Source organism: Couchioplanes caeruleus (assembly GCF_003751945.1).
GTDB classification, from domain to species: domain Bacteria; phylum Actinomycetota; class Actinomycetes; order Mycobacteriales; family Micromonosporaceae; genus Actinoplanes; species Actinoplanes caeruleus.
This window is the reverse complement of record NZ_RJKL01000001.1, coordinates 5,235,856-5,256,252: the sequence shown is the minus strand read 5'-3', so window position 1 is coordinate 5,256,252 and position 20,397 is coordinate 5,235,856. Positions and strand designations below refer to the sequence as shown.

At 71.6% G+C, this 20,397-nt stretch carries 16 protein-coding genes; 7 read left to right on the top strand and 9 right to left on the bottom strand.

Translation table 11 applies throughout. From position 1 onward, the window contains the following. Positions 1–487 precede the first annotated feature (487 nt). Positions 488–1,090, top strand: coding sequence for a TetR/AcrR family transcriptional regulator (locus tag EDD30_RS23485; RefSeq protein WP_244945641.1), 603 nt, complete (start codon positions 488–490; stop codon positions 1,088–1,090). Positions 1,091–1,211: 121 nt separating this feature from the next. On the opposite strand, the gene EDD30_RS23480 is transcribed toward EDD30_RS23485, so the two are convergent. The 5 genes from EDD30_RS23480 to rsmA all read right to left on the bottom strand — a co-directional run bounded on the left by EDD30_RS23480 (position 1,212) and on the right by rsmA (position 6,021). After that, positions 1,212–1,670 carry a hypothetical protein gene (locus EDD30_RS23480; RefSeq protein ID WP_071803178.1) on the bottom strand — a complete coding sequence of 153 codons (459 nt, stop codon included), beginning with the start codon at positions 1,668–1,670 and terminating at the stop codon, positions 1,212–1,214. Next, the gene (locus tag EDD30_RS23475; RefSeq protein ID WP_071803215.1) at positions 1,670–2,140 is read right to left on the bottom strand and encodes a DUF4383 domain-containing protein; all 471 of its coding nucleotides are present in this window, start codon (positions 2,138–2,140) and stop codon (positions 1,670–1,672) included. The genes EDD30_RS23480 and EDD30_RS23475 overlap by 1 nt, the downstream gene beginning before the upstream one ends. An 80-nt stretch (positions 2,141–2,220) precedes the next feature. After that, positions 2,221–4,029: an ABC-F family ATP-binding cassette domain-containing protein gene (locus EDD30_RS23470; RefSeq protein WP_071803176.1), complete on the bottom strand. Its 1,809-nt coding sequence runs from the start codon at positions 4,027–4,029 to the stop codon at positions 2,221–2,223. 71 nt (positions 4,030–4,100) lie between these two features. Further along, positions 4,101–5,048: a 4-(cytidine 5'-diphospho)-2-C-methyl-D-erythritol kinase gene (locus tag EDD30_RS23465; protein ID WP_071803174.1), complete on the bottom strand. Its 948-nt coding sequence runs from the start codon at positions 5,046–5,048 to the stop codon at positions 4,101–4,103. A 73-nt stretch (positions 5,049–5,121) separates the two neighbouring features. Further along, the gene (gene rsmA / locus EDD30_RS23460; protein WP_071803172.1) at positions 5,122–6,021 is read right to left on the bottom strand and encodes a 16S rRNA (adenine(1518)-N(6)/adenine(1519)-N(6))-dimethyltransferase RsmA; all 900 of its coding nucleotides are present in this window, start codon (positions 6,019–6,021) and stop codon (positions 5,122–5,124) included. A 197-nt stretch (positions 6,022–6,218) separates the two neighbouring features. Here rsmA and EDD30_RS23455 point away from each other — a divergent pair, with 197 nt between their 5' ends. Then, positions 6,219–6,641 (top strand): hypothetical protein, encoded by a 423-nt coding sequence (locus tag EDD30_RS23455; protein ID WP_071803170.1) that lies wholly within the window; start codon positions 6,219–6,221, stop codon positions 6,639–6,641. A gap of 13 nt (positions 6,642–6,654) precedes the next feature. Here EDD30_RS23455 and EDD30_RS23450 read toward each other — a convergent pair whose 3' ends face one another. After that, on the bottom strand, positions 6,655–7,542 hold the full coding sequence (locus tag EDD30_RS23450; protein WP_071803169.1) for a TatD family hydrolase: 888 nt from the start codon (positions 7,540–7,542) through the stop codon (positions 6,655–6,657). A gap of 73 nt (positions 7,543–7,615) precedes the next feature. On the opposite strand from EDD30_RS23450, the gene EDD30_RS23445 reads away from it, so the two are divergent. Then, positions 7,616–8,692, top strand: a complete 1,077-nt coding sequence (locus tag EDD30_RS23445) for a hypothetical protein (RefSeq protein ID WP_071803167.1) — start codon at positions 7,616–7,618, stop codon at positions 8,690–8,692. A gap of 12 nt (positions 8,693–8,704) precedes the next feature. Here the strand turns inward: EDD30_RS23445 and EDD30_RS23440 are convergent, their stop codons facing one another. After that, positions 8,705–10,027, bottom strand: a complete 1,323-nt coding sequence (locus EDD30_RS23440) for a hypothetical protein (RefSeq protein ID WP_071803166.1) — start codon at positions 10,025–10,027, stop codon at positions 8,705–8,707. Between the two features lie 272 nt (positions 10,028–10,299). Continuing rightward, entirely contained in the window at positions 10,300–12,096 is a 1,797-nt protein-coding gene (metG, locus tag EDD30_RS23435; protein WP_071803165.1) for a methionine--tRNA ligase, read from the bottom strand. A gap of 471 nt (positions 12,097–12,567) precedes the next feature. Here metG and EDD30_RS23430 point away from each other — a divergent pair, with 471 nt between their 5' ends. Next, complete coding sequence (locus EDD30_RS23430) at positions 12,568–13,743, top strand: hypothetical protein (RefSeq protein ID WP_123678476.1); 1,176 nt, start codon at positions 12,568–12,570, stop codon at positions 13,741–13,743. On the opposite strand, the gene rsmI is transcribed toward EDD30_RS23430, so the two are convergent. Further along, entirely contained in the window at positions 13,737–14,588 is an 852-nt protein-coding gene (rsmI, locus tag EDD30_RS23425) for a 16S rRNA (cytidine(1402)-2'-O)-methyltransferase (protein WP_071803164.1), read from the bottom strand. The two genes, EDD30_RS23430 and rsmI, sit on opposite strands and share 7 nt — an antisense overlap. A 91-nt stretch (positions 14,589–14,679) precedes the next feature. Between rsmI and EDD30_RS23420 the strand changes: the two genes are divergently transcribed. The 3 genes from EDD30_RS23420 (at position 14,680) to EDD30_RS23410 (ending at position 20,357) form a co-directional block, all read left to right on the top strand. Further along, positions 14,680–16,266 carry a dolichyl-phosphate-mannose--protein mannosyltransferase gene (locus EDD30_RS23420; RefSeq protein WP_071803163.1) on the top strand — a complete coding sequence of 529 codons (1,587 nt, stop codon included), beginning with the start codon at positions 14,680–14,682 and terminating at the stop codon, positions 16,264–16,266. A gap of 780 nt (positions 16,267–17,046) precedes the next feature. Next, a complete protein-coding gene (locus EDD30_RS23415; RefSeq protein WP_143162545.1) occupies positions 17,047–17,916 on the top strand; it encodes a hypothetical protein in 870 nt (289 codons plus the stop codon). Next, on the top strand, positions 17,913–20,357 hold the full coding sequence (locus tag EDD30_RS23410) for a bifunctional polysaccharide deacetylase/glycosyltransferase family 2 protein (RefSeq protein WP_071803161.1): 2,445 nt from the start codon (positions 17,913–17,915) through the stop codon (positions 20,355–20,357). Before EDD30_RS23415 ends, EDD30_RS23410 begins: the two co-directional genes overlap by 4 nt. The last annotated feature ends 40 nt before the right edge of the window (positions 20,358–20,397 follow it).

Here is a 20,397-nt window from a genome sequence, read left to right as displayed (position 1 = left end):
CAGGCATGCAAGGGGCAGCGGTGAAAGAAAGATGTCGATACATGAATGTTGCTCGGAGCGCACGTTATCGACTTGGAGTTACAGCGGCGTTACACCTTCTCGATGGACAAGGTGCAGATTTTGTCGTCGACCGCCCCGCAACCCACCGTCCACACTCCGGTCACATGGCCCGCCAGCAGGATTTCCGTTCCGCGGCCCGGAACATGCGCCGGATCTCGAGCAGTGATCATGGTGAGCGCGAGCGAGGGCTCGGCGGACGCGATCGAGGCCTTCCGACGGCGTTATAACTTACGGTGACGTAAGCGTAAGTTGTTAACAATTGACCATCGCCGTTCCCGCCACGTGGATCGATGGGATTCGCCGAAGCTGGCAGGATGGCGAGGTGACCGAGCACAACGACACCAGCAACCAACCCCGGGGTCGTCGCCTGCGCCCGGTCACTGCGACGGGCCGGAGTGCGGCCGCGCCGTCCTCGTCGCGCGTACGCATGTCCGCGGCGCAACGGCGCGAGCAGCTCATCGCCATCGGCCGGCAGCTCTTCGCCGAGCGCGGCTTCGACGCAACCTCGGTGGAGGAGGTCGCCTCGCGCGCCAAGGTCTCCAAGCCGGTCGTGTACGAGCACTTCGGCGGCAAGGAGGGTCTCTACGCGGTCGTCGTCGACCGGGAGGTGCGCGCCCTGCTCGACCGCGTCGCCGCCGCCCTGACCGCCGGGCATCCCCGCGAGCTCCTCGAGCAGGCCGCCCTCGCGCTGCTGGACTACATCGAGGAGGAACCGCACGGCTTCCGGGTGCTGGTCCGCGAGTCGCCGGCGCTGCAGCCGGCGGGCAACTTCTCCAGCGTGATGAACGACGTGGCCCACCAGGTCGAGCACATCCTCGGCGCCGAGTTCACGTCCCGCGGGCTGGAGCCCAAGTTCGCCGAGCTCTACTCGCAGGCGCTGGTGGGCATGGTGGCCCTGGTCGGCCAGTGGTGGCCCGAGGCACGCAAACCGAAGAAGGAGATGGTGGCCGCGCACCTGGTGAACCTGGCCTGGAACGGCCTGTCGCACCTCGAGGCCAAACCCACCCTGCTGACCCGCAAGACCCGCTGACCCCGGCCTGAGCCGGCCATCCGACTCGCGCCCGACCCGGACCCGCTGACCCGACCCGGGCCGGCCATCCGACCCGGGCCGGAGCCGGCCGCGCTCCGCGCGGGACAGCCGGCCACCCGGCTCAGGCGGGTTGGTGCGCCCGCTCGTCGTCGGCGCGGGTGGCTGCGGAATCGTCCACCTTGCCGTACAGGCCGGCGGTCAGGACCACCAGGCCCAGCAGCGTGAGCACGATGACGTTGACCATCGAGACGTTCAGGACGTTCGCGTCGGTCTGGATGAGGGCCAGCAGCACCATGGACACGCCCAGCAGGCCCCAGCCCGTGACGAGACTGCCGTGATGGTGCACGTTGCCGCCGAGCAGCACGGCGACCAGCACCGCCAGGCCCAACAGGGCGGTCAGCCACGCCCCGGCGGGATTCGTGCGCAGCCCCAGCACCCAGTCGTGTCCCCGGTGGAAGAACGGGTCACCCCAGGTGACGCCGACGCCGACGACCCCGACCAGGGCCAGGTAGGCCCCGGAGGCGCCGGCGAACAGGCGGTAGGTCTGGCGGAGGTGGTGATTGACGGGGTAGTGAGCCATCAGGCGTTCTGGGTCGCCCGTGCCTGCCGCACCTGGCGCGGCTCGCCGGCCTGCGCGGTCGGAGCGACCTTGCTGTAGAGGCTGGCCATGATCAGCACCAGGCCGAGGAGGTAGGTGACCACGACCGTCGAGACGCTGAAGTCGAGGAAGTTGGCGTCGGTGCGGATCACCGCGAGCTCGTAGCTGCCGACGACCAGCAGGCCCCAGCCGAAGTACTTGTCGACCTCGACGTCGGAGTTGCGCCCGATGACCGTGGCGAGCACCACGATGCCGCCGATCAGCAGCGACACGATCGACCAGAACAGGTTGGCACCCTGCCCCAGCACCCGGTCCCCGCCGTTGCCGAACAGGCCGTCACCGGCGGTGACGATGATGCCCACGATCCCGAAGAGGACGAGGTAGGCTCCGGTCAGCGCGCCCAGAGCGCGGTAGAGCGGCCGCAGCGGGTGATTGACCGGAATGTGCGCCATGGTGTCCGTCTCCAACCTCGGTTCGTGTCTCGCCAGAGATTCTCGCGCATCGCCTCGGCGCCCGCAGGAGCACCCCCGGATCAGGCGTCGCCCACCTGCTCCGCCAGCTCGAGCCAGGCCTCCTCGACCTGGGCCCGCTCCGCCTGCACCGCCTTGAGCTGAGCGTCCAACTCCATGATCTTGTCGTAGTCGCTGCCGTGCTCGGCGAGACCTTCGTTGATCTTCACGATCCGGTCCTCGAGCTTCGCGAGCTGCCGCTCCAGGCGGGCGAGATCCTTGCGGGCCGCCCGCAGTTCACCCGCGGACATCCCGTTCCCAGCGGCCGCGGCGGGAGCCGCCCCCGGCGCTTGCGCCGCGACGGGCGCCAGGGCGGGAGCACCGGCGGTCCGCGCGAGGTATTCGTCGACGCCGCCGGGAAGGTGCACCAGCCGGCCGTCGCCGAACATCCCGTACGCGGTGTCGGTCACCCGCTCGACCAGGTAGCGGTCGTGGCTGGCCACCACCATCGTGCCGGGCCAGGAGTCGAGCAGGTCCTCCAGTGAGGCCAGCGTGTCGGTGTCGAGGTCGTTGGTGGGCTCGTCGAGGAGCAGCACGTTCGGCTCCGCGGCGAGCAGGCGCAACAGTTGCAGCCGGCGTCGCTCGCCGCCGGAGAGGTCGCTCACCGGGGTCCAGATCCGCTTGTCGGTGAACCCGAACACCTCGGCGAGCTGTCCCGCCGACAACTCACGGTCGCCGAGCTTGACCCGCTTGGCCACCTCCTCGACGGCCTCCAGCAAGCGCAGGTGTCCCGGCAGCTCCTTGAGCTCCTGGGACAAGAACGCCGGGCGTACGGTCGAGCCCCGCACCAGGCGCCCGCCGTCCGGCTCCGTGACGCCGGCGAGCAGGCGCAGCAGGGTGGTCTTGCCCGCGCCGTTGGCGCCCAGGATCGCGATCCGGTCGCCGGGGCCGACGTGCCAGGTGAGCTCCGAGAAGATGGTCTTGGGGCCGGCCTCGAGGCGGACGTTCTCGAGGTCGTACACCTGCTTGCCCAGCCGGGTGGTCGCCAGCCGCTGCAGGCTCACCTTGTCGCGCACCGGCGGGACGTCCGCGATGAGCGCGTTCGCCGCGTCGATGCGGAACTGCGGCTTCGAGGTCCGGGCCGGCGGGCCGCGGCGCAACCAGGCGATCTCCTTGCGGAGCAGATTCTGCCGCCGGGCCTCGACGGCCGCGGCCACCCGCTGCCGTTCGGCCCGGGCGAGGGTCCAGGCCGCGTAGCCGCCCTCGTAGATGTGCACCTGCTCGTCGACGACCTCCCAGGTCGCGGTGCACACCGCGTCAAGGAACCAGCGGTCGTGGGTGACGACGACCAGCGCGCCCCGGCGGCCGAGCAGGTAGCGAGCGAGCCAGTCGACACCGGCCACGTCCAGGTGGTTGGTGGGCTCGTCGAGGATCAGCAGGTCGGACTCGCGGACGAGCAGCGCGGCGAGGGCCACCCGGCGGCGCTCACCGCCGGACATGGGCCCGACCGGCGTCTCCAGGCCGAGGTGGCCCATGCCGAGGCCGTCGAGGATCTCGCGGACGCCGGCGTCGCCGGCCCACTCGTGCTCGGCGCCCATCCCCTCGGCCAGCCAGGCGGTGCCCAGCACGACGTCGCGGACGGTCGCCTCGCCGGCGAGGACCAGGCTCTGCGGAAGGGCGGCGACCCGCAGGTCGCGGCGGTGGGTGACCCGGCCGGAGTCGGGCTCCTCGAGCTTGGCGAGCAGCCGCAGCAGGGTCGACTTGCCGGCGCCGTTGAGACCGACGATGCCGACCCGGGCGTCGTCGTCGAGCCCGAGCGAGACGTCGGTGAGCAGTTGACCGGCGGCGCCGTAGCCCTTGTTGACCCGGTCCAGATTGACAATGTTGGCCACGATGCCGTCCAGACTACCTTGACGGGCGACAAGCCCCTGCGGCGAGGTCCGCCATCGCGTGGCGGGGCAGGTCAGACGGCGCGGGCGCCCGGCATGGGGCCGCGGGCGGTCACCGCCGTGCGACACACCCCGGACTCGGCCAGCAGCCCCGCCACCTGCTCCGCGTGGCGGGCGTCCGTGGCGAGGAAGACGCAGGTCGGACCGGAACCGGAGACGAGGCCCGCCACCGCGCCCGCCTCGTGGCCGGCCTTGAGCACGTCGGACAGGGCTGGGCGCAGGGACAGCGCCGCCGGCTGCAGATCGTTGGCAAGGGCCGCGCCCAGCACCTCCGGCTTGCGCTGACGCAGGGCGGCCATCAGCTCGTCGGGGCTCTCCAACGGCGTCGGCGGCCACGGGCTGTCGCGAAGCCGGTCCAGCTCGCGGTAGACCGCGGGCGTGGACAGGCCGCCGTCGGCGATCGCCACCACCCAGTGCCAGGTGGTCGGCCGGGCCAGGATGGGGCTGATCGCCTCGCCGTGGCCCGTGCCCAGCGCGGTGCCACCGTGCAGCAGGAACGGCACGTCGGAACCGAGCTCGGCGCCGATCTCGGCCAGCTCCTCCTTGCTGAAGCCGGTGCCCCAGAGCAGGTCGCAGGCGAGCAGGGTCGCGGCGGCGTCGGCGCTGCCACCGGCGAGGCCGCCGGCCAGCGGGATGGTCTTGCGCAGATGCAGCCGGGCGTGGGCCGGCACCCGCGCCTTGTGGGCCAGCGCGCGGGCCGCCCGGATGATCAGGTTGCTGTCGTCCAGCTCCAGCTCACCGGCGCCCTCGCCCTCCATGGTCAACGCGAGGGTGTCGCCGCGGCGGGCGGTCAGCTCGTCGAAGAGGCTGATCGCGTGGTAGACCGTGCTCAACTCGTGGAAACCGTCGGCACGCAACGGGCCGACGCCGAGATGCAGATTGATCTTCGCGGGCACGCGGACCCGTACCGGGCCGGCCATCCGGCGCGGTTTGTCGTCGTCCGGGCCCCAAGCCTCCGTCACGGAGCGAGTTCCCGGGTCACCAGCACGCATCCTCGCGGCAGCGACGAACACACGACGGGTTCCGCTGTTGCCGTCATGAGTCCACCTCCCCGTGCCGCCTGCCGGTTGCGCTGAGCTTACCGCCGTGGCCCAGGGAGATCGCGGCAGCCGCGACCGCGGCGAACTCCCGTACGGTCAACGACTCGCCCCGAGCCTGGGGTTCCACCCCCGCGGCAAGAAGCATTCGCTCCGCCGCGGCGGCGCCGCCGGCCCAGCCGGCGAGCGCGGCCCGCAAGGTCTTGCGCCGCTGCGCGAAGGCGGCGTCGACCACCTGGAACACGACCCCGCGCGGCACGTCGCAGTCCAGCTCGCGGCGGGTGAAGGCGACCAGGCCGGAATCGACGTTGGGCACGGGCCAGAAGACCGCCGGAGGCACGCGACCCGCCGCACGGGACTCCGCGTACCAGGCGAGCTTGACCGAGGGCACCCCGTAGACCTTCGACCCCGGACCGGCGACGAGCCGGTCGGCGACCTCCTTCTGCACCATGACCAGCCCGCCACGCAGCGTCGGCAGGACGGCCAGCAGGTGCAGCACGACCGGAACCGCCACGTTGTACGGCAGGTTCGCCACCAGCATGGTCGGCGCCGGCTGGAACAGCCCCGCGGTGACCTTGAGCGCGTCGGCGGGGTGCACGGTCAGCTTCCCGGCGTCGGACCGTTCCCCCACCGTGGCCGGCAGCGCCGCGGCCAGCACCGGATCGATCTCCACGGCGTGCACGTGTGCGGCGGCGCCGAGCAGCCCCAGGGTGAGCGAACCCAGCCCCGGGCCGACCTCCAGCACCACGTCCGCGGCGGTGAGCCCGGCCGCGGCGACGATGCGCCGGACCGTGTTGGGGTCGTGCACGAAGTTCTGGCCGAGCTTCTTCGTCGGCGCGACCCCGAGCCGCGCGGCGAGCTCCCGGATCTCCGCCGGGCCGAGCAGTGCGTCAGCCATGACGTCACAGCCTACGGCGCCGCCGGGCGACGAACACCGCAGGCGACGCCTTGCGACCTCGGCGGCGGCCGCACGCCCCTCGCACAACGGTCACTGCAGGCGACGCCGTGCCGCCTCGGCGGCGGCCGGGGCGCCGATCGCGTGACGGTCAGTCACGGGGCAGCGACAAGATGCGCGGAGGGAGTACAACGAGGGGCATGACGGAGCTGCTCGAACTGCGAGGCGTGGTCGAGGCGACACCGGACGAGGTCGCCGCGGTACTGCTCGACGCGCGGCCGGGCGGGAGGTCGCCGATCGCGGCGACCGGTGCGGCCAAGCCCGCGAAAGGCGACGAGTTCACCGTCACCAGGGACGGCAGCACCATCACCGTGACCGTCGACCGGGCCGCCCGCTCGGTCGTCCAGCAGGGCGAGTGGTGGTATCGCGGCGTCACCAGCGTCGAGCCCGACGACCGCGGCTCCCTGGTGGTGCACCGCATCTTCAACGTCGCGCCGGGGCACCGCTGGGCGGTGCGCTTCGTGTCGCGCGGCCCGCTGCACGCCGCCCCGACCGAGTTCGCCAAGCTCCTCGGCGGCCTGGGCGAACGCCTCGACTGCGCCGCCTATCCCCTGCCCTCCTGACCCGCCGCCCGGATCACCGCCAGGGGCCGAAGACCCGCTCGCCGTTCGTGGAGATCGCCGCGCACAGGGCGTCGAGATCCCGGCCGGTCACCTCCGCCAGCGCCCGCACGGTCACCGGGATCAGGTACGAGGCGTTGGGACGTCCCCGATGCGGCGCCGGCGTCAGATACGGCGCATCCGTCTCCACCAGCATCTGCTCCGGCGGCGTCAGGGCCGCGGCCGCCCGCAGGTCGCCCGCGCTGGCGAACGTCACCGTGCCCGCGAAGCTCAACAGGTAGCCCCGGCGTACGCATTCGGCCGCGAACTCCGCGTCGCCCGAGAAGCAGTGCAGCACCACAGTGTCCGGTGCGCCCTCCTCGTCGAGGACGCGCAGCACGTCCTGGTGTGCATCCCGGTCGTGGATGATCAGCGGCTTGCCGTGGCGCTTGGCGATGGCGATGTGGGCGCGGAAGCTGCGCTCCTGGGCGGGGCGGCCGGCTTCGCCCGTACGGAAGGTGTCGAGGCCCGTCTCTCCCAGCCCGCGCACCCGCGGCTCGGCCGCCAGAGTCTCGATCTCGCGCAGCGCCTCGTCGAGGTCGGCCAGGGTCGGCGCCTCGTTGGGGTGCAGCGCGACCGTCGCGAGGACCGAGGGATGACGGGCGGCCAGGGCGGCTCCCCAGCGCGACGACGCCACGTCGACGCCGACCTGCACCAGCCGGTCCACCCCGACCTTCGCCGCGGCGGTGATCAGCGCCTCGACCGGGTCGTCGCCACCGCCGGGCACGCCCTGCTCGTGCACCGTGATGTCGAGGTGCGTATGGCTGTCGAAGACGGGAACGGCCAGCGGCTCGGGCGCGGGCGGGAACTCACCGGCGCGCCGGGCGGCACGCTGCTTGCGGGACTCGGACGGTTGCGTGTTCATCGCCGTCCAGCATCACACACGGCATAACCTCGCGTTCATCCGAAATCAACCCGGCGCCCCTAGCTTGGGCGGGGTGACCCTGATCGGTGAGGACGCCGCCGTGGGCAGCGATCCGCTCGAGCCGCCTCTGATGGCGCCGCTGCGCCGCGATCTCTCCTGGGCACAGGTCCAGTCATTGACCCAGTCCGTCGGGCATCAGGACGATCCCCTGTTGCAGCGGATCCGGGCCACTGCCGCCGTGCACCGCGGCACGCGCATGACCAAGGTGCTCTCCGCGGTCCAGCTCGCCGGGCATCTGGCCGGTTGGCTGCCGTACGGGTTCTGCTACCGCACCTGCGACATCGCCCACCTGCGCACTCCGGAGGAGCTGTCCGTGCTGCGCACCGACGGCGCCGGCGACCAGCCGGTCGCGTACGCGCTGCGCTGGCGCGCCACCGACCCGCGCGACTTCGAGATCCCGATGGGCGCCGTCCAGGCCGGACTGCCCGCGTTGCCGGCCCACTCGCGGATCGGCGCGATGGTGCTCGGCACCGGCTTCACGCCCAGCGCCGACGACCTGATCCCGGAGTTCGTCACCGCGGGCTTCGCCGACCTTCCCATGCCGGCGAATGCCCAGCTCCTGGCCTATCCCGGCACCGGCGACGAGGTGGTGCTCTACACCTACCAGCCCGAGCAGCACGGCTGGCTGCGGCTGGCCGGCCCGCGCTGGCGACACCTGCTCGAGGGGGTGCCCGGGGTCAGCCCTGACCGGGAGTACGTGCCCTGCACCAACGCCGGCACGGCGCGCCTCGTCGGCCGGATCGGCGAGCAGGAGTACGAGGCGGTCGCCGACCCGCCGGAGGACTTCCGCGTCCGCGCGCTCACCCGCGCCGCCCGCTACCCGGTGCAGTCCCTGTCCCGCCGCGCCGAGCAGGCCCTGTGGCGCAACGTGCCGGCCTGGGTGCTGCAACGCGACGACACCTGGGCGCGGCTCCGGCTCGTACGCCCCGACGCGGACTCCGTCTCCGCGGTGGGCGCGCGCTGCTATGAGCGCGGCGTGTACGAGGTGTGGGCGGCGCTGCGGGAGCTCACCGATCACCACGTCGCGGAGGTGCCGTACCGGCTCGGAACGAGCGCGGGGCCCGGCGTAGCGCCGGACCCCGCGATGTGACTACTGCCGTACTCAGCTACGGGTGATCTTCGCCTTGACGGAGGCCACCTTGCTGAGGTTGCCGCCCCAGTCCCGCGCCATCGCGTCGACGTAGAGCTCGCCCTTCTTCAGGCCACTCAGCTTCAGCGACCACTTGCCCTTGGAGACCTTCACCGCGACCGGGACGCAGTTCTTGAACTGCCTCTCGTTGTAGACGCGCTTCCACGTCTTCTTCGGGGTGAAGCAGTAGACCTTGTTGCCCGAGATGCGGGTCGCCAGCACGAAGAGGAACGGCACACCGGCTCCCTTGTCGGTGACCGTGCCGGTGGCGTACTTCCAGGACTTCAGCCGGTTCGACTGGCTCGGCTTCTTGACCTTGACGACCGGCCTCCAGCGGTCGCGCTTCACGTCGATCGTGCCGACGGTGACCAGCGACGACATGCCGTTGGCGTTGGCGAAGGTCGCCCGCAGGGTGACCTTGCCCATGTTGCGGCCGTAGAGGGTGGAGACCGTCTGGTTCGCGCCCCTGAGCTTGCTGTAGGAACCGTCGCCCCAGTGCAGGCGGATGACGGTGGTGCCGGCCGGAACGCCGCTGATCGAGACCGAGAACCGCTGGCCCGGCCACACGGTGGTCTTGTTCAGCTTGAATTTGCCGGGGCTGGTCACGGTGACCTTGGTAGCGGCGGGCGCGGTGGCCATGCCGATGTTGCCCGCCGCGTCCTTGAGCGTGACCGTGACCGTGAAACTGCCGGCCTCGGTGTACTGCTTCCGGATCTGCGCCTGGCCCGCCGGCAGCACGTTCGCCGTGTTGTCGCCCCAGTTCACCACGCGGAGGATCTGCTCCGCGGAGCTGGTGTCGTCGCTGACCGCCCCCAGCTTGAGGGTCATCTTCTGCCCGATCCACAGCGACGTCGTCTGCAGCGAGAAGCTGCCGACGGGCGCGGTGGTGTCGGCCGGGCTGCCCGGGTCGGTCTCCGGGCTGCTCGGCTCGGCGACCGGCGTGCTCGGCTCCGTCACGGGGGTGCTCGGCTCGGTCTCCGGCGTGCTCGGCTCCGTGACGGGGGTGCTCGGCTCGGTGACCGGCGTGCTCGGCTCCGTCACGGGCGTGCTCGGGTCGGTTTCCGGGGTACCCGGGTCGGTCGCCGCGCCGTCCGGCGTCGTCGTGCCCGTCGCCGAACCGGTCGGCGTGGACTCCGAGGTGGTCGGATCCGTGGCGGGGTCGCCGAGGGCGGTCCGGACGGCGGCGGTCGCTTCGGTGTCGGCGGCGAAGGCGGGTGCGCCGACGACGGCGCTACCGGTCAGAAGCGCACCGCTGACGGCGATGGCCAGCAGCGAACGGGAGAGGCGTGGGTTCAAGGCAACTCCTTCGGGGGCGACGACCGACGAAAGAGGCATGCCGGCACTGCGCCGCACTCGATGGAACGGCGGCGTACCGATGAAACGCAGGCGTTTCCCCCGTGGTCGGCGCCGAACGTACATGATCGTCGCGGCGCCGATCAATCCTCTTCCGGCCCAGACACGCGAAGGCCCACCGGCGGCCGAGCCGCCGGTGGGCATGTGCGCCCGGTTTCACCCGTCGCCAGTCACCCTTCGCTGTTCGCCCTTCGCCCGTCGCCGTTCGCCCGTCGTCAGGAGCCGAGCCGCTCCAGCTCCTCCTCCACCACCGACGGGTCGAGCTTGCGGAAGACCGGCTTCGGCGCGGCCAGCGGCGTGCCGGCCACCAGCGGTACGGACTCCCACCGGGTGCCGGCCGTGTAGTCACCGGTCAGCACGGGATAGCCCGGGCCGCCGTCCAGGTCGTCGACCTCCACGATGGACGGCATCGGCGCGTGCACCCCGGTGCCGCCGAGCAGCTCGTGCACCCTCTGCGCGGAATGCGGCAGGAACGGCGTGAGCAGGGTGTTGGCATCGCTCACCACCTGCAGCACGACGTGCAGGATCGTGCCCATCCGCGGCTTCGAGGCCTCGTCCTTGAGCTTCCACGGCGCCTGCTCGGAGAGATACTTGTTCGCCTCCGCGACGACCCGCATCGCCTCGCCGATGGCCGCCTTCTGGCGGTGCTTGCCGATGAGGTCGCCCACGGTGGCGAAGCCCGCCCGGGCCACCTCGAGCAGCGCACGGTCGTCCCCGGTCAGCTCGCCCGCCTCGGGGATGGCGCCGAAGTTCTTGGCCGCCATCGAGATCGACCGGTTGACCAGGTTGCCCCAGCCCGCGACGAGCTCGTCGTTGTTGCGCCGCACGAACTCCGACCAGGTGAAGTCGGTGTCGTTCGATTCCGGCCCGGCCGCGGCGATGAAATACCGCAGGGCGTCGGCGTCGTACCGCTCGAGGAAGTCGCGTACGTAGATGACGACCTTGCGCGACGAGGAGAACTTGCGGCCCTCCATGGTCAGATACTCGCTCGAGACCACCTCGGTCGGGAGCTGGAGAGCGCCGAGCGAGCCGGGCTTGCCGCCCTTGTCGCCCTCGCCCGAGTAGCCGAGCAACAGGGACGGCCAGATCACCGAGTGGAAGACGATGTTGTCCTTGCCCATGAAGTAGTAGCCCCGCGAGTCGCCACCCGCGCCGCCGGGCGACCACCACTTGCGCCACGCCTCCGGGTCGCCGGAGCGACGCGCCCACTCGATGGACGCCGACAGGTAGCCGATGACCGCGTCGAACCAGACGTAGATGCGCTTGTCGGCGCGGTCCCGCCAGCCCTCCAACGGGATCGGTACGCCCCACTCCAGGTCCCGGGTGATGGCCCGCGGCTGGAGGTCGTCGAGCAGGTTCCGCGAGAACTTGAGCACGTTGGGGCGCCAGCCGTCGCGGGTGTCGAGCCACTTGCCCAGCGCCTGCGCAAACGCCGGCAGGTCGAGGAAGAAGTGCTCGGTCTCGACGAACTCCGGGGTCTCGCCGTTGATCCGCGACTTCGGGTCGATCAACTGCTCGGGGTCGAGCTGGTTGCCGCAGTTGTCGCACTGGTCGCCGCGGGCGCTCTCGTAGCGGCAGATCGGGCAGGTGCCCTCGATGTAACGGTCGGGCAGGGTGCGCCCGGTCGACGGAGAGATCGCGCCCAGCGTCGTCTTGGCGACGATGTAGCCGTTCTCGTGCAGCCCCGTGAACAGCTCCTGCACGACGGCGTAGTGGTTGCGGGTCGTCGTCCGGGTGAAGAGGTCGTACGACAGCCCGAGGCCGTGCAGGTCCTCGACGATCACCCGGTTGTAGCGGTCGGCGAGCTCGCGCGGCGTCACGCCGTCGGCATCGGCCTGCACCTGGATCGGCGTGCCGTGCTCGTCCGTGCCCGAGACCATGAGCACGTCGTGGCCGGACATCCGCATGAACCGGCTGAACACGTCGGAGGGCACCCCGAAGCCGGAGACATGACCGATGTGGCGCGGGCCGTTGGCGTAGGGCCAGGCGACCGCGGCGAGAACGTGACTCATGAGGATTAAGCGTAGTGACTCGGCGGTCGGCCTCGCGAACGGATAGGCATCCGCCCTTTTTACTCCGACACGCCCGTCATGTCCCTGAACCTCAGCGAGCCGCGTAGTCCAATGGGAGCCATGACCGGAGACGCGCCGCAGCCTGGGGAAACGCCGCGCACCGAGGAAAGCCCGTGGTCATGGAACGACGTCGGCACCGGCGCCTGGTGGTGCACGGAGGCCACACCGGCACCCGCGGACGGCCCCGCCCGCCCCCAGCCTCGGCACCAGCGCCGCCCGACCCCCACGCCGGCACCAGCGACGCCCCTGACCTCGGCACCAGCGGCGCCCCCGACCTCGGCACGGGCACCGGCAGCCGTCACGCCTGCTCCCGCCGCCGCGCCCACCATGGAGGCTTCGACCGCCGCGGGGCCCGCGAAGGAGCCGGCTCAGGCCACCGGACCTGCGGTGGAGCCGCCGACAGCCGGGCCAGTGGCCGAGCCGCCGACGGCCGGGCTGACGGCCGAGCCGCCTGCAGCCAGGCCGACGGCCGAGCCGCCTGCAGCCAGGCCAACGGCCGAGCCGCCGACAGCCGGGCTAGCAGCCGAGCCGCCTGCAGCCGGGACTTCGTCGGAGCCGGCCCAGGTCGCCCGGCGCACCGCAGAGGCGTCCGAGGCGCATCGGACCGGCGTTCAGGACGCCACGGCCGCCCTCGAGCGGCCCGCCGCGACCCCGGAAGCGACGAAGGCGGTCGAACGCGACCACGACCGGACGGACGCCGAACGCTTCAACACCGAGGGCACGGTCGCGGCCTACCAGCCCCGGAGGCATGCGGACCAGGAACCCACGATCGTGGACCTGCTCGCGGCCGTACCCGCGAGCGAGCCCGCCGCTGCCGCCGTACCCGATGTGATGGTTCTTCCCGAACCCGAGCGCAACCGGCCGACGGTGGCCCTCGACCGCGGGGCCGTGCCCGGCCAGGGAACCCCCGGGCGGGCCCGGGAGGATCACGCCCGCGCCGACCAGGCCCTGCAGGATCGGGTACGCGCCGAGCGCACGTCCGCCCTCCTCGAAACCTCACCGTTCTGGCTCAACGACGACCAGCGCCCCCCGGCACCGGCGCGGGAGACTCCGCCCGGCGCCGGCCGGCCGCCGCGGCGCAAGCCGCGCGAACCCCGCCGGCCGGTCAGCGGCCTGCTGGCGCTGCTCGCCCTCGCCCTGGTGGCCACCTTCTTCTCCTGGGTCAGCGCGGAACCGTTCTGGCTGGCCGTGGGGCATGGCCACGCAGGCACGGCGACGGTCGCCCGATGCACCGGCGAGGGAGTCACCCAGCGCTGCTCCGGGCAGTTCACCTCGGCCGACGGCCTCTACACCGTTCCGACGATCGCCCTGTTCGGCGTCGAGCCGGCGCAGCGGGCCACCGGCTCGGTCACCCCCGCGCGGATGGTCAGCCAGGACAGCAGGCAGGCGTACGCCGGGGAGGCGAGCGTCCTGGTGCACCTGCGCTGGTCCTTGGGCTTCGTGCTGGTGCTGCTGTGCGGGCTCGGCATCGCCGGCCTCACCGGGGCGCGGCGGCTCGACACCGCCCGGTACCGGCGCGCCGCGCTGCTGGTCAGCCTCGCCGGCCCGCTCGCACTGCTGGCCGGGTTCCTGTTCGCCGCCTACTGAGCGGTGTGCACCAGCTCGTACACCTCGCGCTTGCGCAGCCCGTACGCGTCGGCAACGGCCTGCACCGCGTCGCGCCGTGAGGCGCCGCCGGCCTCGCGCTCGGCGACCGCCGCCCGCAGGTCCTCGTCGGCCGGCCGCTCGGGCGGGCCGGCGGGTGCGCCGGCCACGACCACCGTGATCTCGCCGCGCGGCCCCGACTCGGCGGCCCAGCCGGCCAGCTCACCGAGCGGGCCGCGGCGGATCTCCTCGTAGGTCTTCGTCAACTCCCGGCAGACGGCGGCCTCCCGCTCGGCGCCGAACGCCCCGGCGACGTCCTGGAGCATGCCGGCGATCCGGTGCGGCGCCTCGAAGAACACCAGCGTCCGCGGCTCGGCGGCCAGCTCACGCAGCCGCGACCGGCGTCCCGATCCACTGCGCGGCAGGAAGCCCTCGAAGCAGAACCGGTCGCTGGGCAGGCCGGACAGCGCGAGCGCGGTCGTCACCGCGCTCGGGCCGGGCGCGGCGGTCACCGGGAAACCGGCGTCCAACGCCGCGCGCACCAGGCGATAACCGGGATCCGAGACGCTGGGCATGCCGCCATCGGTGACGACGGCGACGACCGCGCCGCCGCGGAGGGCGTCGACCAGTTCGGGGGTACGGCGTTCCTCGTTGCCCTCGAAGTACGACACGATGCGCCCACCCACGGTGACGCCGAGGTCACGGGCCAGCCGGGCCAGCCGGCGGGTGTCCTCGGCGGCGACCACGTCGGCACCGGCCAGCACCTCACGCAGCCGGGCCGAGGCGTCGCCGACGTTGCCGAGCGGCGCGCCGACCAGCACGACCCGACCTGCCCCGTTCTCGTCCACGACCCGAGTCCATCACATCCGTTCCATCACCACCGCGACGGGCCGCGGCCTGCAGACACCGGTTCCGGGGTAGGCGGCCTACGATCGCGGGGTGACTTCGGCGACAGCGGAGACAGAAACCCCGAGCCCCTCGACCGCGGACGAGAACGCAGGCGAGGGCGCCGGCGGCGTACGCGGCGTTCCGGATGCCGTGCGGCGCCGCCTGAGCACGCTCGACAACTGGCTGAATCCGTACTCGTGGCTGGTCACGGCGGTCATCGTGAGCATCGCGGCGGTGCTGCGGGTGGTCGGGCTCGACCGCCCGAAGGGGCACATCTTCGACGAGGTCTACTACCCGACCGACGCGTGGGACATGCTCCAGCACGGCGTCGAGTGGGACGAGAAGACCAACGGGCCCGCGTACGTGGTGCACCCGCCGCTCGGCAAATGGCTGATCGCGCTCGGCGAGAAGGCGTTCGGCAACAACGAGCTGGGCTGGCGCTTCCCGGCCGCCGTCGCCGGCACGCTGATGATCCTCATTCTGATTCGCGTCGCCTACCGGCTGTTCCACTCGATCGTGCTGGCCGGCGCGGCGGGCCTGCTGATGACCCTCGACGGCTTCCAGCTCGTGCTGTCCCGGACGTCGCTGCTCGACATCTTCATCGGGCTGTTCATCCTGATGACCTTCGCGGCCCTGGTGCTGGACCGTGACCACTACCGCAGGCGCTGGCTCAAGGCCCTGGAAGACGGCCACGACCCGACCGGCCCCCGCGGCCGGATCTTCGTCTTCCCGTGGTGGTTGCTCGCCGCGGGCATCACGTTCGGACTCGCCTGCGGCGTCAAGTGGAGCGCGCTGTTCTTCGCGCCGTTCTACGCCCTGCTGGTCGTCGTCTGGCGGGTGCAGGCCCGCCGCTCGGCCGGGATGCGCAGCCCGATTCGTTCCGGGATCCTGGGCGACCTCGGCTACCTGATCCTGAGCTTCATCCTCACGGTGATCTTCTACCTCGCCTCCTGGACGGGCTGGTTCGTCACCGACAGCGGCTACTTCCGCCACTACCGCGAGGCCAACGGACTGGACGAGCCGCCGTTCCTGGGCGCCCTGCTCAATCTGATCCACTACCACCACGAGGCGTACACGTTCCACAGCGGCCTGACCGACCGTCACGTCTACCAGTCGTGGCCGTGGCAGTGGCTACTGCTGGGCCGGCCGGTCGCGTTCTACTGGAACGGCAACGGCGACTGCGGCGCCACGAGCTGCGCCGCGGAGATCCTGCTCCTCGGCACCCCGCTGCTGTGGTGGTCGTTCCTGCCGGCTCTCGCCGCTCTGTTCTGGTTCGGCATCGCCCGCCGCGACTGGCGGGCCTTCGCCATCGGTACGGGCGTGGTCGCGGGCCTGCTGCCGTGGTTCTACTTCGCCGTGGCGGACGGCCGCACGATGTTCACGTTCTACGTGATGCCGGCGCTGCCGTTCCTCATCCTGGCGGTGGTCTATGCGCTGGGCGCCATCATGACCCCACCGGCCGGCACAGCCGCCGGAGCAGGACGCACGGACCGGCAGGTCATCGGCACCATCGTGGCGGGAGTGTATGTGCTGCTCGTCGCGCTGTGCTTCGCGTACTTCCATCCGATCTTCGTGGGACAACTGCTTCCGTACGACGACTGGTCGGCGCGGATGTGGCTGGGCAGTCGCTGGATCTGACCGACCCACGGCGGATTCCGCCGCCGCAGACGTGGGTCGAGGGCGCCGCCGCGGGACGTTCGTCGGGGGCGGCTGCCGCCGTGGTGCGCCGACCACCGTCGGCGATGGGCCGGGCACGCGAAAGCCGCCACGGGTGCGCGTGGCGACTGGAAGAGCTGGCGGGGTCGTTGACCGAGATAGGCAACGCCCCGATCGCCTGCCACGGGGGAAGCGGGCGATAGGGGCGCGCAAGATGAAGCTTAACGAGCGTTGTTGACGGACACAACGGGTGGAGTCCGTCGGTTGCCGGAATCTTCGCACCGCGAGAGACCCGCTAGAGGCAGCACGGTCGACCGATCCGGGCGCGGCGCGGGCGCGCGGCGCCGGGGCGCAGAGGCCGGGCCACGGACGCGCGAGGCACGGGGGTAACGGCACGCGGGCGCGAGGGCAAGGAGGCCGGCGCCGCGGGGCGCGGGTCGCGTCGAGTTCCACCATTGCGGCAAACCAGACATAAGGCTATATTGCCTTTTAAGCCGCTTATCCATTGGCGAATGCCTTTCGGAATAGGGTCTGGCAGAGAGTCGAGAATGCGACAGCGGATACTTCGGTAAATTCGCGTAACCTTCTACCTCAACACCTTCTCCCGCAGGTCAGAGCGGACCGGAAATCAGCGACGCACACCTTGCTGATCAGGTCAAACGCGAGCGCTCACCGTTTCGGATGATTTCCCTCCCGCATATGGACGTCATCTGATGGGGTGAGGCAGATCATGATCTTCGTAGATGTTCATAAGCTCGCCGCGTGACATTGCAGGAGCCTGAGACCCAGCTTTTCGCCGACGCCGAGATTCCGGACACCGAGGTGATCGTCGTCGCGCATCCGTCGCCGGTGTTCGTGGACTCGACCGGGCGCCGCCGGCGTCTGCTGCGGCGCGTCGCCTACGGCTTCGGTGCCCTCTGCATGGTCTACGGGGGACTCATCAGCGTCAGCCTCGCCGGAGGGCCGGTCAGTCCGAGCGCGGTTCTGCCCCTGCCTGACCTCGCGGACGGCGACGACGAGGCGATCGCCGCGGTCCGGCCGAGCCCGACACCGGGTCCGTTCACCGCCGTGCCCAGCACGCGCCCGGTGATGGACGTTCTCCCCCGTGGCGACTTGCCGATCATCCGCCGCACGGTGGAGTCGGGCGTGATGCCGCGGTCGGTGGCGCCCACCGCGCGTCCCTCGCGGACTCCGACACCGAGAACGACCACGAAGCCGACCACCACGCCGACCCCGACGAAGCTGGTCGAGTCGAGTACCACCAAGCCGAACACCCCGGGGCCGACCGTGCCGCCCACCGGCACGCCGACCACCCCGGCCGACCCGGTGCCGCCGGCACCGCCGATCCCTCCGGGGACAGGCGAAACCGGCGGCACCGGCGGCGGCACCCCCAGCGACGACGACGGCGAAGACGAGGAAGGCGGGGCCGCGAACGGCACCAGCAACCCCCCGCCGCCACCCGTCATCCCGATCCGCGAACCCGCCGACGTCGACCAGCCGGCCGTCAAGCCCGCCGAAGAGCCTGCCGCCGAACCCGCCGTCAAGCCCACGGAGAAGCCCGCCGAGAACGCCACGGACGCCGGCGACGCCGGTGGGAGCGGGGCCGCCTCCGGCGACGAGGCCGGACGATGACCAAGCGCCGCAACCGCAACCGGAGCCGCTCCCGGCGCCGGATCCTGCCGCGCCCCCGCATCATGCTCGGCGTCCTCCTGATCGGCCTCTTCGTCGGCGTCCTGATCGTGCAGGCGTACGTCAACGCCGAGTTCCGGGGTGACCACGTCGAATCCGAGGTGGGCGACCAGGCCGGCGTGCCGGCCGCGATCCGCGGCGGCGGGCCCGTCATCAACACCACCGGCGGCCAGGAGAGCTCGAGCCGGCTGCCCGACAAGACCATCGCGCTGACCTTCGACGACGGTCCCGATCCCACCTGGACGCCGAAGATCCTCGACGTGCTGAAGGAGAACGACGCGCACGGCACGTTCTTCGTGGTCGGCTCCGAGGTCGCCCGACACCCCGAGCTGACCAAGCGGATCACCGAACAGGGCAGCGAGCTGGGCCTGCACACGTTCACCCACCCGAACCTGCAGCGGATCGCGTCGTGGCGGCGTGACCTCGAGCTGTCGCAGACCCAGGTCGCCATCGCGCGCGCCGCGAACGTGCGGACCAATCTGGCGCGGTTCCCGTACTCGTCCAAGCCGCAGGCCATCGACGACGTCAACTGGCGGATCATCAAGGAGGCCGGCGCGCACGGCTACCTGGTCGTGGTCAACGACCTGGACAGCGAGGACTGGCAGCGACCGGGCGTCGAGCGGATCGTGCGCAACGCCACTCCGCCCGGCGACACGGGCGCGGTCGTGCTCTTCCACGACGCGGGCGGAGACCGGTCGCAGACCGTCGCGGCGCTCAGGACCTTCATCCCGATGATGAAGGCGCGCGGGTACGCCTTCACCACGGTCACCGAAGGGATGAACCTCGCCATCGCCCAGCAGGGGCGCGAATCGCTCGTGCCGGTGCCGCTGCTGCCGGTCAATCCGGAGGCCGGGGGCACCGACCGCTGGCGGGGCACGGCACTGCTGTGGACCGTACGCGTCGCCGACGGGCTGGTCTGGGCGATCGCCGGACTCTTCCTCGTGGTCGGTTCGCTGACGGTGGGCCGTACGCTGCTGCTTCTGGTGCTCGCTACCCGGCATGCCCGGCAGCGCCACAAGAAGACCTTCACCTGGGGCCCGCCCGTGACCGAGCCGGTGTCGGTGATCGTGCCCGCCTACAACGAGAAGGAGGGCATCGAGGCGGCGGTCCGGTCGCTGGCCGGCGGCGACTATCCGGACATCGAGGTGGTCGTGGTGGACGACGGCTCCACCGACGGCACCGCGGACATCGTGGAACGCCTCCACCTGAGCAACGTACGGGTGATCCGGGTGCCCAACGGCGGCAAGGCGAACGCGCTGAACACCGGCATCGCCCTCGCCCGGCACGACATCGTCGTCACGGTCGACGGCGACACCATCTTCGAACCGGACTCGATCCGGATGCTGGTGCAGCCGTTCGCCAGCCCGGCGGTCGGCGCGGTCGCCGGCAACGTCAAGGTCGGCAACCGGGAGAACATCGTCTCGGCCTGGCAGCACATCGAGTACGTGATCGGCTTCAACCTCGATCGCCGGCTCTACGAGGTGCTCAACTGCATGCCGACCGTGCCCGGGGCGATCGGGGCGTTCCGGCGTACGGCGCTGGTCGAGGTCGGCGGCATCAGCGACGAGACGCTCGCCGAGGACACCGACGTGACGATCGCGCTGTGCCGGGCCGGCTGGCGGGTCGTCTACGAGGAGCGCGCCCGGGCGTGGACGGAGGCGCCGGCGACGCTGGAACAGCTCTACCGGCAGCGGTACCGCTGGAGCTACGGGACCATGCAGGCGATGTGGAAGCATCGCGGGGCGCTGACCGACACCGGCGACTCGGGCCGCTTCGGCCGCGTCGGGCTGCCGTTCCTCGCGCTGTTCGGAGTGGCTCTGCCCATGCTCGCGCCGGTGGTCGACATCCTGCTCCTGTACGGCATCGTGTTCTGGGAGCTCGGCGCGACGGTCGCGGCCTGGCTGGGGATGCTGGCCTTGCAGATGTTCACCGCGGCGGTCGCGTTCCGCTTCGACCGGGAGTCGCTGCGGCCGTTGTGGCGGCTGCCGCTGCAGCAGTTCGCGTACCGGCAGCTCATGTACCTGGTGCTGATCCAGTCCGCGATGACCGCGATGACCGGGGCCCGGCTGCGCTGGCACAAGTTGCACCGCGCCGGGCTCACCGGGGTCAAGGCCGTACCCGCGACGCGGACCGCGGTGATCCTGCCGCAGCAGAGCGTCGCCCCGGCCGTGGACACCTGGCCGCCGAGCCGCGATCAGAAGCCGCCGGACACCCATCCGGCGGCCGGGCGGGCGACGGCCCGGCCGCCGGTGCCGTCGCAGAGCCCGAATCCGGAGGACCTCGTCCTGCCGCCCGAAGACCTTCCGTCGGCCGGCTCGCTCCCGGGCGGCGGTTCCGGCCCCGGCTTCACGCGCGGGGCTCGGGGGGTGTCCGGCCGGTCCTGAGGGGCTCGCGTCAGGACCGCGGCACTCCCCCGAACGGATC

Bases quoted from the DNA above. Each gene is read 5' to 3' on its own strand.
- EDD30_RS23485 (WP_244945641.1), top strand. From the start codon at position 488: ATGTCCGCGGCGCAACGGCGCGAGCAGCTCATCGCCATCGGCCGGCAG.
- EDD30_RS23480 (WP_071803178.1), bottom strand. From the start codon at position 1,670: ATGGCTCACTACCCCGTCAATCACCACCTCCGCCAGACCTACCGCCTG.
- EDD30_RS23475 (WP_071803215.1), bottom strand. From the start codon at position 2,140: ATGGCGCACATTCCGGTCAATCACCCGCTGCGGCCGCTCTACCGCGCT.
- rsmA (WP_071803172.1), bottom strand. From the start codon at position 6,021: ATGGCTGACGCACTGCTCGGCCCGGCGGAGATCCGGGAGCTCGCCGCG.
- EDD30_RS23455 (WP_071803170.1), top strand. From the start codon at position 6,219: ATGACGGAGCTGCTCGAACTGCGAGGCGTGGTCGAGGCGACACCGGAC.
- EDD30_RS23450 (WP_071803169.1), bottom strand. From the start codon at position 7,542: ATGAACACGCAACCGTCCGAGTCCCGCAAGCAGCGTGCCGCCCGGCGC.
- metG (WP_071803165.1), bottom strand. From the start codon at position 12,096: ATGAGTCACGTTCTCGCCGCGGTCGCCTGGCCCTACGCCAACGGCCCG.
- EDD30_RS23410 (WP_071803161.1), top strand. From the start codon at position 17,913: ATGACCAAGCGCCGCAACCGCAACCGGAGCCGCTCCCGGCGCCGGATC.